At 72.5% G+C, this 15,038-nt stretch carries 14 protein-coding genes; 6 read left to right on the top strand and 8 right to left on the bottom strand.

Annotated features, from left to right (window positions below; all coding sequences use genetic code 11):
• Window positions 1–40 precede the first annotated feature (40 nt).
• Genes gcl through BAY60_RS12520 form a run of 3 tightly spaced genes read right to left on the bottom strand, consistent with a single transcriptional unit; the run spans window position 41 to window position 3,481 of the window.
• Window positions 41–1,738, bottom strand: coding sequence for a glyoxylate carboligase (gcl, locus tag BAY60_RS12530; RefSeq protein ID WP_112281123.1), 1,698 nt, complete (start codon window positions 1,736–1,738; stop codon window positions 41–43).
• A gap of 16 nt (window positions 1,739–1,754) precedes the next feature.
• Entirely contained in the window at window positions 1,755–2,630 is an 876-nt protein-coding gene (locus BAY60_RS12525) for a 2-hydroxy-3-oxopropionate reductase (protein ID WP_112281122.1), read from the bottom strand.
• A complete protein-coding gene (locus BAY60_RS12520; RefSeq protein WP_112281121.1) occupies window positions 2,627–3,481 on the bottom strand; it encodes a hydroxypyruvate isomerase family protein in 855 nt (284 codons plus the stop codon). Before BAY60_RS12520 ends, BAY60_RS12525 begins: the two co-directional genes overlap by 4 nt.
• 113 nt (window positions 3,482–3,594) lie before the next feature.
• Here BAY60_RS12520 and BAY60_RS37060 point away from each other — a divergent pair, with 113 nt between their 5' ends.
• From BAY60_RS37060 to BAY60_RS12485, 6 genes are all read left to right on the top strand, one after another.
• The gene (locus tag BAY60_RS37060; protein WP_170160390.1) at window positions 3,595–4,080 is read left to right on the top strand and encodes a helix-turn-helix domain-containing protein; all 486 of its coding nucleotides are present in this window, start codon (window positions 3,595–3,597) and stop codon (window positions 4,078–4,080) included.
• 53 nt (window positions 4,081–4,133) lie between these two features.
• Window positions 4,134–4,607, top strand: a complete 474-nt coding sequence (gene uraD / locus BAY60_RS12505) for a 2-oxo-4-hydroxy-4-carboxy-5-ureidoimidazoline decarboxylase (protein WP_112281120.1) — start codon at window positions 4,134–4,136, stop codon at window positions 4,605–4,607.
• Window positions 4,604–4,921, top strand: coding sequence for a hydroxyisourate hydrolase (gene uraH, locus BAY60_RS12500; RefSeq protein WP_112281119.1), 318 nt, complete (start codon window positions 4,604–4,606; stop codon window positions 4,919–4,921). Before uraD ends, uraH begins: the two co-directional genes overlap by 4 nt.
• Window positions 4,922–4,926: 5 nt before the next feature.
• Window positions 4,927–5,820 (top strand): factor-independent urate hydroxylase, encoded by an 894-nt coding sequence (gene pucL, locus BAY60_RS12495; protein WP_112281118.1) that lies wholly within the window; start codon window positions 4,927–4,929, stop codon window positions 5,818–5,820.
• Window positions 5,821–5,842: 22 nt separating this feature from the next.
• Window positions 5,843–7,156: a nucleobase:cation symporter-2 family protein gene (locus BAY60_RS12490; RefSeq protein ID WP_112281117.1), complete on the top strand. Its 1,314-nt coding sequence runs from the start codon at window positions 5,843–5,845 to the stop codon at window positions 7,154–7,156.
• A 186-nt stretch (window positions 7,157–7,342) separates the two neighbouring features.
• A complete protein-coding gene (locus tag BAY60_RS12485) occupies window positions 7,343–8,482 on the top strand; it encodes a glycosyltransferase (protein ID WP_146771004.1) in 1,140 nt (379 codons plus the stop codon).
• On the opposite strand, the gene BAY60_RS12480 is transcribed toward BAY60_RS12485, so the two are convergent.
• From BAY60_RS12480 to BAY60_RS12460, 5 genes are all read right to left on the bottom strand, one after another.
• Entirely contained in the window at window positions 8,463–9,908 is a 1,446-nt protein-coding gene (locus tag BAY60_RS12480) for an NCS2 family permease (RefSeq protein WP_112281115.1), read from the bottom strand. The two genes, BAY60_RS12485 and BAY60_RS12480, sit on opposite strands and share 20 nt — an antisense overlap.
• Before the next feature lie 96 nt (window positions 9,909–10,004).
• On the bottom strand, window positions 10,005–12,311 hold the full coding sequence (gene pucD / locus BAY60_RS12475) for a xanthine dehydrogenase subunit D (RefSeq protein ID WP_112281114.1): 2,307 nt from the start codon (window positions 12,309–12,311) through the stop codon (window positions 10,005–10,007).
• Entirely contained in the window at window positions 12,308–13,642 is a 1,335-nt protein-coding gene (locus BAY60_RS12470) for an 8-oxoguanine deaminase (RefSeq protein WP_112281113.1), read from the bottom strand. Before BAY60_RS12470 ends, pucD begins: the two co-directional genes overlap by 4 nt.
• Complete coding sequence (locus BAY60_RS12465) at window positions 13,639–14,100, bottom strand: (2Fe-2S)-binding protein (RefSeq protein ID WP_112281112.1); 462 nt, start codon at window positions 14,098–14,100, stop codon at window positions 13,639–13,641. The genes BAY60_RS12470 and BAY60_RS12465 overlap by 4 nt, the downstream gene beginning before the upstream one ends.
• Window positions 14,091–14,960, bottom strand: a complete 870-nt coding sequence (locus BAY60_RS12460) for an FAD binding domain-containing protein (RefSeq protein WP_112281111.1) — start codon at window positions 14,958–14,960, stop codon at window positions 14,091–14,093. The genes BAY60_RS12465 and BAY60_RS12460 overlap by 10 nt, the downstream gene beginning before the upstream one ends.
• Between the last annotated feature and the right edge of the window lie 78 nt (window positions 14,961–15,038).

Genomic DNA, 15,038 nt, shown 5'->3' with positions numbered 1-15,038 from the left:
CGCTCCACGATGCCGGGGAACGGGCCGTTCGCCGCGCGGGTCAGGACGGTTCGAACTCCCTGACGTTGTCCAGCGCGGTGCCCATCGCGGCGTTGGCCTCGCGCTCGATCATGATCTCCACGAGCACCGGGCGGCTGGTGCGGTCGGCCTCCTTGCGGGCCCACTCCAGCGAGCCGCGGATCTCGCCCGGCTCCACCACGCGCACCCCGGAGCAGCCGTAGGCCTCCATGATCTTCACGTTGTCGGTGCCGTACTCGTCGTAGTGCAGATCGACCTGGAAGTTCATGTCGTAGCCCGTCTCGGCCTGCCGGATCAGGCCCAGATACTCGTTGTTGAGCATGATCAGCACGAACGGGATGTCGTACTGCGCGGCCACCGCCAGCTCCTCGACCAGGAACTGGAACGAGTAGTCGCCGACGACGCCGACCACCTCGGCGCCGGGCCGGGCCTTCTTGACCCCGATGGCGGCCGGGATCTCCCAGCCGAGCGGCCCGGCCTGCCCGCACACCTGGTAGTGCCGTGGCTTGTGCGCACGCTGGAACTGCCCGGACCAGATCTGGTACAGCCCGATGGCGGTGACGAAGTAGGTGTCCTCGCCGTAGCAGTCGTTGATCTCCTTGAAGACCCTGGGCGCCTTGATCGGCACGGCGTCGAAGTCCTCGCGCCGGGGCAGCTCCTTCTTGAGCTCGGCGATGCGGTTGACCCACACCGGCACGCCCGGGTCGATCGGCGCGTCCCGTTCGTCGATGGCCAGCAGCAGCGCCTCCAGGAACGCGCCGGTGTCGGCCACGACGCCGAGATCCGGCCCGAACACCTTGCCGATCTGGGTCGGCTCGATGTCGACGTGGATGAACTTGCGCTCACCCCGGTAGACGTCGAGCGCGCCGGTGTGCCGGTCGCCGAACCGCGCGCCGAGTGCGAGCACCAGGTCGGCCTCCAGGAACGCCGCGTTGGCCCAGCGCTGCGACGTCTGGATGCCCGCCATGCCCGCGAACAGCGGGTGGTCCTCGGGAAAGCACCCCTTGCCCATGAGCGTCACGCCCACCGGCACGCCCAGCCGTTCCGCGACGGCCCGCAGCCGCTCACTCGCGTCGCCGAGGATGACGCCGCCCCCGGCGAGGATCAGCGGCCGCCGCGCCGCCAGCAGCATGTCCAGCGCCCGCTCGACCCGCGCGGGCGAGGGTGCGGGCGTGACCACGGGAAACGGCGCGTCGATGGCCGAGTCCCACTGGATCTCCTGCTTCTGCACGTCCAGGGGCAGGTCGATGAGCACGGGCCCCGGCCTGCCCGACCGCGCGACCCGGAACGCCTCGCGGAAGATCCACGGGGCCTGCGCGGCCTCCTTCACCTGCACCGCCCACTTGGTGACCGGCTTGGCGATCTCGACGATGTCGACCGCCTGGAACGCCTCCTGGTGCAGCTTCGAGGACACGGCCTGCCCCGTGATGCACAGGATCGGGATCGAGTCGGCCTGCGCGGTGTACAGGCCGGTGATCATGTTGGTGCCCGCGGGACCCGACGTGCCGATGGCGACGCCGACGTTGCCGGTCGTGCGCGCCCAGCCGTCGGCCATGTGCGTGGCGCCCTCCTCGTGGCGCACGACGAGATGCTCGATGTCGCTGTCCTGCAGCGCCTGGTACAGCGGCAGGATCGCCGCGCCGGGGCAGCCGAACGCGGTGTCCACGCCTTCGGACGCGAGCACCTCGACGACCGCCTGCATCACCGGAATCTTCGCCATGGTCTCTGGTGTCCCTTCAGGCCCGGCCGGAGAGCTGCTCGGTGACCTTGAGCAGCGCGGAGTGGTCGAGTGAGCCGTGCCCCATCGCGCGGGCCGCGGCCACGAGCTGCGTCACCAGCCCCGTCATCGGCAGCGACACGTCGGCCTGCCTGGCCGCGGCCATCGCGATGCCCATGTCCTTGTGGTGCAGGTCGATGCGGAAGCCGGGCTCGAACTGCCGGGCCACCATCGACTCGCGCTTGAGGTCGAGGATGCGGTTGGCGGCCAGGCCCCCGGCGAGCACGTCGAGGCCGGTCTTCGCGTCGACGCCGCAGCCCTCCATGAGCACGATGGCCTCGCCCACCAGGGCGTAGATGCCACCCACCACCAGCTGGTTCGCCGCCTTGACCACCTGGCCGGCGCCGTGCGGGCCGACGTGCACGATGGTCTTGCCGACGGCCTCCAGCAGCGGCCGCGCGACGGCGAAGTCGGCCTCGTCGCCACCGACCATGATGGACAGCGCGGCCTGCCTGGCCCCGGCCTCGCCGCCGGACACCGGGGCGTCGAGCACGCGCACGCCCTTCTCCTGCGCGGCCTTGGCCACCTCGATCGAGGTCTCCGGCCGGATCGTGCTCATGTCGACGAGCAGCGTGCCCGGCTTGGCGTTGTCCAGCACCCCGCCCGCGCCGAGCACGACCTCCTCGACCTGGGGATGGTTGGGCAGCATGGTGATGACGACCTCGGCGCCCTCGACGGCGTCGGCCACCGACGACGCGGCGCGCCCGCCCGCGGCGGCGAGCTTCGCGACGGCCTCGGGAACCACGTCGTAGCCGCCGACCGCGTGGCCCGCGGCCACCAGGTGCCCGGCCATCGGCGTGCCCATGATCCCGAGACCGATGAATCCGACGTTCATGACTGCGCCCTCCTTGCCTCTTCTGCCCGTGCCGCCCTGCGAGCCCTCGGCAGCCAGCCGAGGGACGACTCGCTGTCGGTGGTCGGCTTGTACTCGAGTCCCACGAACCCGCCGTATCCGGCGGCCTGGAGTGCGGCGAGGTGACCGTCGAGGTCCAGCTCGCCGCTGCCCGGCTCGCCGCGGCCGGGCGCGTCGGCGATCTGCACGTGACCGATGCGCCCGGTGTGCTCGGCGATCACGCTCGCGAGGTCGTCGCCGTTGACGGCGAGGTGGTAGAGGTCGGCCAGCAGCGTGACGTTCGGGCGGCCGACCTTGTCGATCACCGCGAGCGCGTCGGCGGCGGTGCGCAGCGGGTAGCGGGGTGCCGCCGACAGCGGCTCGAGCACCACCTGCCCGTCGAGCTCCGCGACGGCGCCCGCGAGCTGGTCCAGAGTGGACAGCGCCAGCTCGTCCTGCTCGGCGGGTTCCACGCCGTCCACCCGGTTGCCGTAGAGCGCGTTGAACGTCCGGCAGCCGAGCCTGCGCGCGATGCCCAGCGCCACGTCGACGCTGTCGCGGAACTCCGGTTCCCGGCCGACCCAGGACACCAGCCCCCGGTCGCCACCCGGCATGTCGCCGGCGAAGAAGTTGAGTCCGACGAGCGCGACGCCGGCGTCGGTGACCGCGGAGACGAACGCGTCGACCTCGGCGTCGCCGGGCACCGCGACCTCGAACGGCCACCAGAACTCGATCGCGTCGAATCCGGCCGCCCTGGCCGCCTCCGGCCGCCGGAGCACCGGCAGCTCGGTGAACAACAGGGACAGGTTGATGTCGTAGCGCAGGCCGTGCCGTGCGCCGGAGTGATCGGCCATAGCACCGTACTTCCGGGACGAATTTCGCAATACGGAATCAAACTTTCGTACTATGACAGTAACCAGGTGACGGCGGTCTCGTCAACGGCCTGGCCGGGAGCTACGTTGCGGGTGTGGAGCTGGAAGCGGAGTTCACGAGCGAACCGTTCCGGGGCGAAGGTGAGCCGCCCGAGCACGCCGTGCGGGCCCGGCAGGCGGCCGACGACGCGGGTCTGACCACGTCGTTCGGCCCGCTCGGCACCTCGGCGCGCGGCGAGGCCGACGCCCTGCTGGACGCGCTGCCGTCGATCGCCCGCGCCGCGCTGTCCGGCGGCGCCACCCGGCTGACGTTGCGGCTGCAGGTGCCCGGCGGCGAGCCCGCCGCGGCTCCCGCCGCCGAACCGGGCAGCGTGCTGGCCCGCATGCTCCGCGAGGTGGAGAACGAGCTCGGCCGCCCGCTGGCCGGCCTGGACCGGCCCGGCAAGCAGCGGGCCGTGCGGCTGCTGGAGGAACGCGGCGCCTTCCAGCTCAGGAAGTCCGTCGCGGCGGTCGCCGACGCGCTCGGCGTCACGCGGTTCACCGTCTACAACTACCTGAACCGCACCTCGCCGGAATCTTGATCGAGTTCAACAAATTGTTGACGCCGTCGGATTGTCGGCTTACGTTCTTGCGGGTGACCGAACTCCGGCTGGCCGAGTTCAACTCCGCCGATCCCGACCGGCTCCGCGCACCCCTGACCGAATGCCTGGCGGTGCCGCGCTGGGTCGACACCGTGCTGTCCGGGCGCCCGTACCCCGACACCGAAAGCCTGCTCGCCGCGGCGGATCTTCCGCTGCGGCCCGACGAGATCCACGCCGCCATGGCGGCACATCCGAGAATCGGCGAGCGGCCCTCGGCGGGGCACGCGAGCTCCGAACAGTCCGGTGTGGACGACGAAGCGGCGCGGCGGTTCCGTGCGGCCAACGCCGAGTACGAGGACCACTTCGGACACGTCTTCCTTGTGTGCGCCAGCGGGCGCAGCGGGGAGGAGCTGCTGGCGAACCTGCGGCGGCGCATGAACAACGACCCCCAGACCGAACTCGCCGTCGCGGGCGGCGAACTGGTGAAGATCGCGAAGCTGAGGCTGGCGAAGATGGTGATCCCATGAGCCTGGTGACCACGCACGTGCTCGACAACGCCGCGGGGCGGCCCGCCGCCGGTGTCCCGGTACGGCTGGAGGACCGCGACGGCACCGTCCTCGCGCGGGCGCACACCGACGCCGACGGCCGCGCCCGCGACCTCGGCCCCGACACCCTTCCCGCCGGCGTCTACCGCCTCGTCTTCGACACCGAGTCCTACCTCGGCGCGGACGGCTTCTTCCCCGAGATCACCATCGCCTTCCGCATCAGCGACCCCGCCGCGCACCACCACGTCCCGGTGCTGCTCAGCCCGTATGCCTACTCCACCTATCGAGGGAGCTGATCGGTATGGCCATCACCCTGGGCCCCAACCAGTACGGCAAGGCCGAGGTCCGGCTCGTCACCGTCGACCGTGACGGCCCCGTGCACAACCTGACCGACCTCACGGTGTCCACCGCCCTGCGCGGCAACCTCGACGCCACGCACCTCACCGGCGACAACGCCGACGTCGTCGCCACCGACACCCAGAAGAACACCGTCTACGCCTTCGCCAAACAGGCCCCCGTCGGCGAGATCGAGGATTTCGCGCTGCGGCTGGGCAGGCACTTCACGTCCTCGTTCGAGCAGATCACCGGCGCCCGCATCCTCATCGAACGGCACGGCTGGCAGCGCATCGACGTGGGCGGCACGCCGCACGACCACGCGTTCTCCCGCTCCGGCGACGAGCGGCGCACCACGGCGGTCACGATCGCCGACGGGCAGGCGTGGGTCGTGTCCGGCGTGAGCGGTCTGGTGGTGCTCAAGTCGACCGGCTCGGAGTTTCACGGCTTCCCCCGCGACCGCTACACCACGCTCGCCGAGACCAGCGACCGCATCCTGGCCACGGCCGTCACCGCACGCTGGCGCTACCGCGACGTCACCGGCATCGACTGGAGTGCCTGTCACGCGGACGCCCGCGCCGCACTGGTGGAGACGTTCGCGACCAAGCACAGCCTCTCGCTGCAGCAGACCCTCTACGCCATGGGCGAGGCCGTGCTCGAACGGCGCCCGGAGATCGCCGAGGTACGGCTGTCGCTGCCGAACAAGCACCACTTCCTGGTGGACCTGAGCCCGTTCGGGCTCTCCAACGACAACGAGGTCTTCCATGCCGCCGACCGGCCCTACGGGCTGATCGAGGGCACCGTGCTCAGAGACGACGCCGGCGATCCCGGCCTCGCCTGGCACACCCTGCCCGCCTTCTGAGCCTGCTCACCTGGGAGTCCCCATGCACCCCGTCGACCAGAAGCCCCCGTTACCGCAACTGCTCGCCGGCGGCCTGCAGCACGTCGCCGCCATGTACGCCGGGGTCGTGGCCCCACCGCTCATCATCGGCGCCGCCGTGGGCCTGAGCCCCGGCCAGCTCAGCCTGCTCATCAGCGCCAGCCTGTTCACCGCCGGGCTCGCCACCCTGCTGCAGACGCTCGGTGTGTGGCGCTTCGGCGCCCGGCTGCCACTGGTCAACGGCGTCACATTCGCGACGGTCGCGCCCGTGCTCGCCATCGTCGAGCAGCACGGCGAGCGCGGCTCGCTGGGTGTCGTCTACGGCGCCACGCTCGTCGGCGGCCTGCTCGTGGTGCTCGCGGCGCCGTTCTTCTCCCGGCTGACGCGGTTCTTCCCGCCGCTGGTCACCGGCACCGTCATCACGCTGATCGGGGTGTCACTGCTGCCGGTCGCGGTCGGCTGGATCGCCGACCAGCAGTCCTCGGCCCAGGGCTCCGGGCTGCTGCTCGCCGCCATCACGCTCGTCGCCGTGCTGGCGTTCAACCGGTTCCTGTCCGGATTCGCCGGCCGGATCGCGTTGCTGCTGGGGCTCGTCGTCGGCACGCTCGTCGCCTGGCCACTCGGTGAGGTGGACTCGTCGGCGCTCACCGAGGCGCCCGCGTTCGGCATCGCGACGCCGTTCCACTTCGGAACGCCGGTGCTCGACGTCGCGGCCACCGTCTCGATGGCGATCGTCATGCTCGTCGTGATGGCCGAGAGCACGGCGGACATGCTGGCGCTCGGCGAGATCGTCGAGCGGCCCACCTCCGAGCGCACACTGGCGGACGGGCTGCGCGCCGACGGCTTCGCCACGGCCGTGGCCACCGTGTTCGGCGGCTTCGCCTGCACCGCGTTCGCCCAGAACGTCGGTCTCGTGGCGCTGACGAGGATGGTGAGCCGCTACGTGGTCGCGGCGAGCGGTGCGATGCTCGTGCTGCTCGGCATGTTCCCGGTGACGGGCGGGATCATCGCGCTCGTGCCGCAACCGGTGCTCGGTGGCGCGGGCCTCGTGCTGTTCGGCAGCGTCGCCGTCGCCGGAGTGCGCACGCTGGCGAAGGCCTCGTTCGAGCGGCCCGCCAACATCACGATCGTCGCCGCCGCCCTCGGCATCGGCCTCATTCCCATCGCGGCGCCGGAGTTCTACGCCCACTTCCCGTCGGCGGTGCGCACCGTGCTCGACTCCGGCATCAGCGCGGGCTGCGTGGCGGCGGTGGTGCTCAACCTCGTGTTCGGCGACCGGGCGGCCATGCGCCGCAAGGTGCCCACGCCGACCGGATAGCCCCGGCGAGCCCCGGCGAGCCCACGGAACCCCCGCGAACCCCGCGAGCCCAAGGGCACCCCGGGCACACACCAGACACCCAAGGTGCCCTTCGGCTCGGTGCCACCGCCGAACGGCTCGGTTCCGCCGCCGCTGCCCTGAAAAAGCCGTGCGCTGCGGGGCGCTTTCCCGCACTACGCTGGGTCGATGCGGGTGCTGTTCTCCTCCACCGCCGGGGCCGGGCACGTCGGGCCGCTGCTGCCGTTCGCGCGGTCGTGGCTGCGGGCGGGACACGACGTGCTGTTCTGCGGCCCGCCTGCGCTCGGCGAGGCGGGCCTGCCCGACGGCGCGCGGTTCTGGCCGGTGGACGACCCCGCGGAGGACGTCATGGCCGGTGCGCTCGGCAGGCTGCGCGGCATGTCCCACCACGAGGCCAACGAGTTCATGTGCCGCGACATCTTCGGCAGGCTGCGGCCCGCCGCCGCGCTGCCGCGCCTTGCCGAGGCGGTGGGCACGTGGCGCCCGGACGTCGTCGTGCGGGAGTCGGCGGAACTGGCCGCTCCGGTCGCGGCCGAGCTGTACGACGTCCCGCACGCCCGGATCGGCATCGGACTCGGCGCGATGGAGGAGTACCTGCTGCGGCTGGTCGCCGCTCCCGTCGGCGCGCTGCGCAGGGCCCACGGCCTGCCCGAAGACCCGGACGCGGCGCGCCTGCGCGGGTCCGCGTACCTGACCCTGTTCCCCGCTGGGCTGGAGGATCCCGCGCTGCCTGCCCCGCCGCACGCCCAGCGGTTCCGGGATCCCCCCTGGGCCACTCCCCCGGACGGGCCGGGCGGCGAGCTGGTCTACGTGACCTTCGGCAGCGTGACCGGCGCGATGCCCGAGCTGAGCTCGGTGTATGTGGAGGCGATGCGCGCCGTGGCCGATATCGGCACCGACGTCCTGCTCACCGTCGGCCACGGCGCGGACCTCTCCGCGCTGGGCACACCGCCACCGAACGTCCGGATCGAGCGCTGGGTCGACCAGGCCGAGGTGCTGCCGCGCGCCGCCGCCGTCGTGTGCCACGGCGGTGGCGGGACCACCCTCGGCGCCCTCGCGGCCGGGGTGCCGCTCGTGGTGGTCCCGCTGTTCGCCGAGGACCAGCATCTCAACGCGCACCGGGTCGCCGCTGCCGGAGCGGGAGTCGAGACGACGACGGCGCAGGCCGGCGCCATCCGCTCCGCGCTCGAGGAGGTTCTCGGCTCGGCGTCCCACCGCAAGGCCGCGCGGGCGCTCGCCGCGGAACTGGCGGGCCTGCCGAGCACGGACGACGCGCCGGTCGGTGGTCTCAGCCCAGCCACGCGGTGATGCCCTCGATGGCGAAGTAGACGGTGAACACGGCCGCCAGCCCGCCGAGCAGCCACCCGATCTCACCCACCTTGCCCTTGCACAGCTTGACGACGACATAGGCGACGAGCCCGGCGCCGATGCCGTTGGTGATCGAGTAGGTGAACGGGATCAGCGCCGCGATGAGGAACACCGGAATCACCACGTCGGTGTCCTCCCACGGGATCCGGCGGCACTGCGCCATCATCATCCCGCCGATCACCACCAGCGCGGGCGCCGCGGCCTGTGCGGGCACCACGGCGGCCAGCGGGGTCAGGAACAGCGTCGCGGTGAACAGCCCGCCGGTGACGACGCTGGCCAGCCCGGTCCGCGCACCCTCCCCCACACCGGCCGCCGACTCCAGGAACACCGTGTTCGGCGACGAGCCGGTGACACCGCCCGCCACCGCACCGAGCCCGTCGACGAACAGGATGCGGCCCATGCCCTCGACCTTGCCGTCGCGCACGAGCCCGGCCTCCTGCGCCACCCCGGTGATCGTGCCCATCGCGTCGAAGAAGCCGGACAGCACCAGCGTGAACAGGAACACGCAGGCCGTGACGACGCCTGCCGAGACGAACCCGCCGAACAGGTCGATCCTCCCGAGCAGCCCGAAGTCGGGACTCGCGACGAGCTGCCCCGGCACCGACGGTTCGACCAGGCCCCAGCCGTCGACGTCGAACGCGCTGTTCACGGCGATCGCGAGGACGGTGGCGGCGACGATGCTGATGAGCACCGCCCCCGGCACGGCACGGCTCACCAGCACGATCATGAGCAGCAGCCCGAGGCAGAACACGGCGATGGGCCAGCCGGTGAGGTGCCCGCCGTCGCCCATGCGCACGGGCACCGTGGAGTTGGCCGCGTCCGGGGTTCGCGTGACGAACCCGGCGCTGACCAGACCGACCAGTGCGATGTAGAGACCGATGCCGACGGTGATCGCGGTCTTGAGCGCCATCGGGATCGCGTTGATGATCCGCTCGCGGACACCGGAGACGGCCATCAGCACGATGCAGAAGCCCTCCACGACGACGAGACCGAACGCCTGGCCCCACGTCATCGCCGGGGCCAGCTGGAAGGCGACGATGCCGTTGACGCCGAGACCGGCCGCCAGCGCGAGCGGCGCGTTGCCGATCAGTCCCATGAGGACGGTGGTGACCCCGGCAGCGAGCGCCGTGGCGGTGGTGACCTCCTCGGTGCTCAGCCGCGCGCCGGTGATGTCGGCCGACGCGCCCAGGATCAGCGGGTTGAGCAGCACGATGTAGCACATGGCGACGAACGTGGTGATGCCGCCGCGCACCTCGCGGCCGGTGGTGCTGCCGCGTGCCGAGATGCGGAAGAAGCGGTCCAGCGGCGAGCCGCCGGGGCCGGGGGTGGGCTGGTGCTGGGGTCGGTCCGCGCGCAACTGCGTCATGGCAACCTCCACGGTGAGGCGGTGGGGAGCGCAGGCGGAAGCCCCGGAAAGGGCACCGCACCCTTCCCGGCCTCCGGCTACGGCCCGCTCAGGCCGTCAGATGATGTGCTCCGGGCGGACGGGCACCCTGGTGAGGGGCTTGCCCGTGGCCGCGCGGATGGCCGCGACGATCGCGGGGGTGGACGAGATCGTCGGCGGTTCCCCGACGCCGCGCACGCCGTACGGCGCGTGCGGATCGGCGAGCTCCAGCACGTCGATGTTCATCGGCGGCATGTCGAGCACGGTCGGGATGAGGTAGTCGGTGAACGAGGGGTTGCGGATCAGTCCGCCGTCGGTCTGGATCTCTTCCATGACGGCCAGCCCGAGGCCCTGCGCGGAACCGCCCTGGATCTGGCCGAGCACGGCCTGCGGGTTGAGTGCCTTGCCGACGTCCTGCGCGCAGTCCAGCGCCACGACCTTCACCAGGCCGAGCTCGGTGTCGACGTCCACCACGGCGCGGTGCGCGGCGAAGGCGTACTGCACGTGCGCGGTGCCCTGCCCGGTCTCCGGGTCGAGCGACTCGGTGGGCCGGTGCCGCCACTCGACGGTCTCCTCCAGCACGTCGTCGCCGAGCACGTCGACGATGTCGGCGAGCACACCGTCGCGTGTGGACACCACCTTGCCGCCGGACACGCTCAGCTCGCCGGGCACGTGGCCGACCCGGCCGAGCAGGCCCTTGCGCACGGCCAGCGCGGCGGCGCGGACGGCTCCGCCGGTGACGTAGGTCTGCCGGGAAGCCGAGCTGGACCCTGCGCTGCCGATCGAGGTGTCCATCGGTTCGACGGTGACCTGCTCCACGCCCAGTTCGGTCCGCACGATCTGCTGCAGCACCGTCACGAGCCCCTGCCCCACCTCGCAGGCGGCGGTCTGCACCGTCGCGGCGGGTTCGCCGCCGACGGCCTGCAGCCGCACCCGCGCCGTGGAGTAGTCGTCGAAGCCCTCGGAGAAGCAGATGTTCTTGATGCCCACCGCGTAGCCGACGCCGCGCACGACGCCCTCGCCATGGGTGGTGTTGGACACCCCGCCGGGCAGGCGGCGCAGGTCCGGCTCGCCGGAGGGCCCGGCGGGCAGCGGCATGTCCCGCACCCTGCGCAGCAGTTCCGCCACCGGGGCGGCCGAGTCGACCACCTGGCCGGTGGGCATGACGGTGCCCTCGCTCATCGCGTTGCGCGTGCGCACCTCCACCGGGTCGAGACCACACGCCTGCGCGAGCTTGTCCATCTGCGACTCGTAGGCGAAGGCGGCCTGCACCGCGCCGAACCCGCGCATCGCGCCGCACGGCGGGTTGTTGGTGTAGACGCCCCAGCAGTCGACGCTGACGTTCGGCACGTCGTAGGGGCCGACGCCGAGCGTGGCCGCGTTACCGGCGACGGCGCCGGTGGTGGAGGCGTACGCACCGCCGTCGAGCACGATCCGCGCCCGCACGTAGACGAGCCTGCCGTCCCGGTCGGCGCCGTGCTCGTAGTGCAGGACCGCGGGGTGCCGGTGCACGTGGCCGTAGAACGACTCCTCGCGGTTGTAGACCATCTTGACGGGCTTGCCGGTGTGCAGGGCGAGCAGGCAGGCATGAACCTGGATCGACAGGTCCTCGCGGCCGCCGAACGCTCCTCCGACGCCGCCGAGGGTGAGCCGCACCTTCTCCGGCGGCAGCCCGAGCGCGGCGACGATCTGCTGCTGGTCGACGTGCAGCCACTGCGTGGCGACGTAGAGGTCGATGCCGCCGTCCTCGGCGGGCACCGCCAGCCCCGACTCGGGTCCGAGGAAGGCCTGGTCCTGCATGCCGACCTCGTAGGTGCCGGTGACCACCACGTCGGCGGTGGCCCGCGGGTCGCCGCGGCGGATCGGCACGTGCCGGACGACGTTGCCACCAGGGTGCACCGCGGGCCCCTTGCCCTCGGCGGCGGCCTGGGCGTCGGTGACGGGCTCGAGTTCCTCGTAGTCCACGCGGATGCGCTCCATGGCACGGCGGGCGGTCTCCGGATGGTCGGCCGCCACGAGCGCCACCGGCTCGCCCTGGTACCGCACCACGTCCTCGGCGAGCACCGGCTGGTCGGGCTGCTCGAGGCCGTAGCGGTTGACGCCCGGCACGTCGGCGTGCGTGAGCACGGCGTACACACCGGGCACGGCGAGCGCCCCGGCGATATCGAGGCCCGTGATCCGCGCGGAGGGGTGGGGGCTGCGCAGCGTCGCGCCCCACAGCATGTCCTCGTGCCACAGGTCGGAGGAGTAGGCGAACTCGCCGCGCACCTTCGTGGTGCCGTCGGGGCGGACCGGGCTGGAGCCGATGCCGCCCGCCGCCTCCTCCGACGTCCTTGCCGGCGTGGTGACGGGTGTCGTGGATGTCGGGGATGTCGCAGACGTCATCGCAGCCTCCCGCTGGCGGAGCTCAGTTCCGTGGCGATCGTGGTCTCGTCGGCCGTGCGCAGCTCGCCGTCGGCCACGACGGTCCGCCCGCCGACGAGCAGCAGCCGCACGTCGGGCACGGCGCCCAGCACGAGCGCCGCGACGGGGTCGTCGATCCCGGCGTGCCGCAGCCCGTCCAGCCGCCACACGGCCAGGTCGGCGAGCTTGCCCGGCTCCACCGAGCCCAGCTCGGCCTGCCTTCCGAGGCAGCGCGCGCCACCCATCGTGCCCAGCCAGAGCGCCTGCCGGACGGTGAGCGCGCGCGGGCCGCCACGCTGGCGGGCCTGCAGCAACGCCTGGTGCAGCTCCTCGCCGAGGCCGCCGGACTCGTTGGAGGCGGCCCCGTCCACGCCGAGACCCACCGGCGCTCCGGCGTCGAGCAGGTCGCGCACGGGCGCGATGCCGGTGCCGAGCCTGCCGTTGGACGTCGGGCAGTGGGCGGATCCGGTGCCGGTCTCGCCGAACCTGCGGATCGCCTCCGGTGCCAGGTGGACGGTGTGGGCGAGCCACACGTCGTCGCCGAGCCAGCCGAGGGACTCGGCGTACTCGGCCGGCGTGCAGCCCACCTCGGCAAGGCACTGCTGCTGCTCGTCGAGTGTCTCGGCGAGGTGCGTGTGCAGCCGGACGCCCTTGCGGCGGGCCAGCTCGGCGGCCTCCTTCATCAGCCGCTCGGTGACCGTGAACGGCGAGCACGGGCCCGCCGCGATCCGGACGCGCGCGTTCGGCGCCGGGTCGTGGTGGGCGTCGATGGCCCGCTCGGTGCCCAGCAGCGCCGACTCCAGGTCCTCGACGAGGGTGTCCGGGGGCAGCCCGCCGTGCGACTCGCCGCGGTCCATGGACCCGCGCACGAGATGCCCGCGCACACCGACGCGGTGGACCGCCTCCACGAGTGCGGCGATCTGGTCGCCGCCGTCGCGCGGGAGCACGTAGTGGTGGTCGGCGACGGTGGTGCACCCGGTCAGCGCGAGGCGGGCCAGCCCGGCACTCGCGGCGGCGTGGGTGATCCCGGCATCCAGCCGGTTCCACACCGGGTACAGCCGAACCAGCCATTCGAACAGGGTGCAGTCGGCGGCCAGTCCCCTGGTCGCCCACTGGTAGAGGTGATGGTGGGTGTTGACGAGCCCCGGGGTGACGAGGCAGCCGGTGGCGTCGAGGCGCTCGCCGCCGAGGCCCTCCGGCGCGGGGCCCTCGCCGACGGCGGTGATGTGCTCGCCGTCGATCACGACGTGCCCGCTGCGGTGTTCGGTGCCCGCGGCGTCCACCGTGGCGATGGCGGCGTTCTCGATGATCATGACGTGGCCGCCGCATTCCGTACCGCGTCGAGGATCTTCTCGTAGCCGGTGCACCGGCAGAGGTTGCCCGCCAGCGCCTCGCGGATCTCCTCGTCGCTGGGGTCGGGCACGCGGTGGAGCAGGTCGTGGGCGGCGACCACGAGCCCGGGTGTGCAGAACCCGCACTGCACCGCCCCGGCATCCACAAAGGACTGCTGCACCGGGTCGAGGGTGTCGCCGTCGGCCAGCCCCTCCACGGTGCGCACGTCGTGGCCCTCGGCCTGGCCTGCCGCCACGAGGCACGAGCACACGGGCACGCCGTCGAGGTAGACGGTGCAGGAGCCGCACTCGCCCTGCTCGCAGGCGTTCTTGGAGCCGGGCAGGCCGAGCCGTTCGCGCAGCACGTAGAGCAGGCTCTCGCCCTCCCACACGTCGTCGGCCTGCTTGGGCTCGCCGTTGACGGTCACGTTCAGGCGCACTGCCGCTCACCTCCGTTGTTCCGGTAGTCGTCCCACGCCCACGTCAGTGCCCTGCGCGCGAGCACGCCGAGGGCGTGCCTGCGGTAGGCGGCGCTGCCGCGCACGTCGTCGATGGGATCGGCCGCGCCCGCGACCAGCTCGGCGAAGGCCCGCTTGAGCGAGTCGGCCAGCGGCACGGGGGTCTGCCACGGCAGCTCCGCGACGAGGAAGCGCTCGGCCTCGGCGGCGCGGCGCGGCACCGGGGCGGCGGAGCCGAGCGCGACGCCCGCGTACCCGGGCCGCAGCACGACGGCGAACGAGCACACCGCGATGACCATGGCGTTGCGCGTGCCGACCTTGGCGAACTGCTCGGCGCCCGAGGCCGGAGGCAGGTGCACGGCGGTGATCAGCTCGTCGGGCTCCAGCGCGTTGCGCTTCACGCCCGTGTAGAACGCCTCGGCCGCGATCGTCCTGCCGCCCCGCACCGAGGCGACCTCCACCCGGGCGCCCGTGGCCAGCAGCACCGGGTGGGTGTCGCCCGCGGGCGAGGCGGCGCCGAGGTTGCCACCGACCGTGCCGCGGTTGCGGATCTGCGGGGAGCCGACCGTGCGCGAGGCCATCGCCAGGCCCGGCAGCACATCGCCCAGTTCGGTGATGACCCGCGTGTAGGGCACTCCGGCGCCGAGGCGCACCTGCCCGTCCGAAGTGGACCACTCCGCCAGCTCGGCGACGCCCGTCAGGTCGAGCAGCGCCTCGGGGCGGCGGTGGTCGAAGTTGAGCTCCACCATGACGTCGGTGCCGCCCGCGATGGGCACGGCCCCTGGTCGCTCGGCCTTCAACGCGAGCGCCTCGTCGAGGGTGGTCGGTCGCAGGAAGTCCACGCTGTCTCCAGTGGTTTCGGGGTGTGTTCCAGTACACACAGCGGCGGCGGGCACCGGCAACGGCGCGGAAGCATGAAA

The sequence above is a fragment of the Prauserella muralis genome (assembly GCF_003202285.1).
Lineage (GTDB): Bacteria > Actinomycetota > Actinomycetes > Mycobacteriales > Pseudonocardiaceae > Prauserella_B > Prauserella_B muralis.
Note: the sequence above shows the minus strand (reverse complement) of the source record. Positions and strands in the feature narration are given on the sequence as shown.

Excerpts from the sequence above, each read along its gene's own strand:
- BAY60_RS12490 (WP_112281117.1), top strand. The coding sequence starts at position 5,843 with ATGCACCCCGTCGACCAGAAGCCCCCGTTACCGCAACTGCTCGCCGGC.
- BAY60_RS12485 (WP_146771004.1), top strand. The coding sequence starts at position 7,343 with ATGCGGGTGCTGTTCTCCTCCACCGCCGGGGCCGGGCACGTCGGGCCG.
- pucL (WP_112281118.1), top strand. The coding sequence starts at position 4,927 with ATGGCCATCACCCTGGGCCCCAACCAGTACGGCAAGGCCGAGGTCCGG.
- pucD (WP_112281114.1), bottom strand. The coding sequence starts at position 12,311 with ATGACGTCTGCGACATCCCCGACATCCACGACACCCGTCACCACGCCG.
- BAY60_RS12480 (WP_112281115.1), bottom strand. The coding sequence starts at position 9,908 with ATGACGCAGTTGCGCGCGGACCGACCCCAGCACCAGCCCACCCCCGGC.
- BAY60_RS12520 (WP_112281121.1), bottom strand. The coding sequence starts at position 3,481 with ATGGCCGATCACTCCGGCGCACGGCACGGCCTGCGCTACGACATCAAC.
- BAY60_RS12525 (WP_112281122.1), bottom strand. The coding sequence starts at position 2,630 with ATGAACGTCGGATTCATCGGTCTCGGGATCATGGGCACGCCGATGGCC.
- BAY60_RS12470 (WP_112281113.1), bottom strand. The coding sequence starts at position 13,642 with ATGATCATCGAGAACGCCGCCATCGCCACGGTGGACGCCGCGGGCACC.
- uraH (WP_112281119.1), top strand. The coding sequence starts at position 4,604 with ATGAGCCTGGTGACCACGCACGTGCTCGACAACGCCGCGGGGCGGCCC.
- gcl (WP_112281123.1), bottom strand. The coding sequence starts at position 1,738 with ATGGCGAAGATTCCGGTGATGCAGGCGGTCGTCGAGGTGCTCGCGTCC.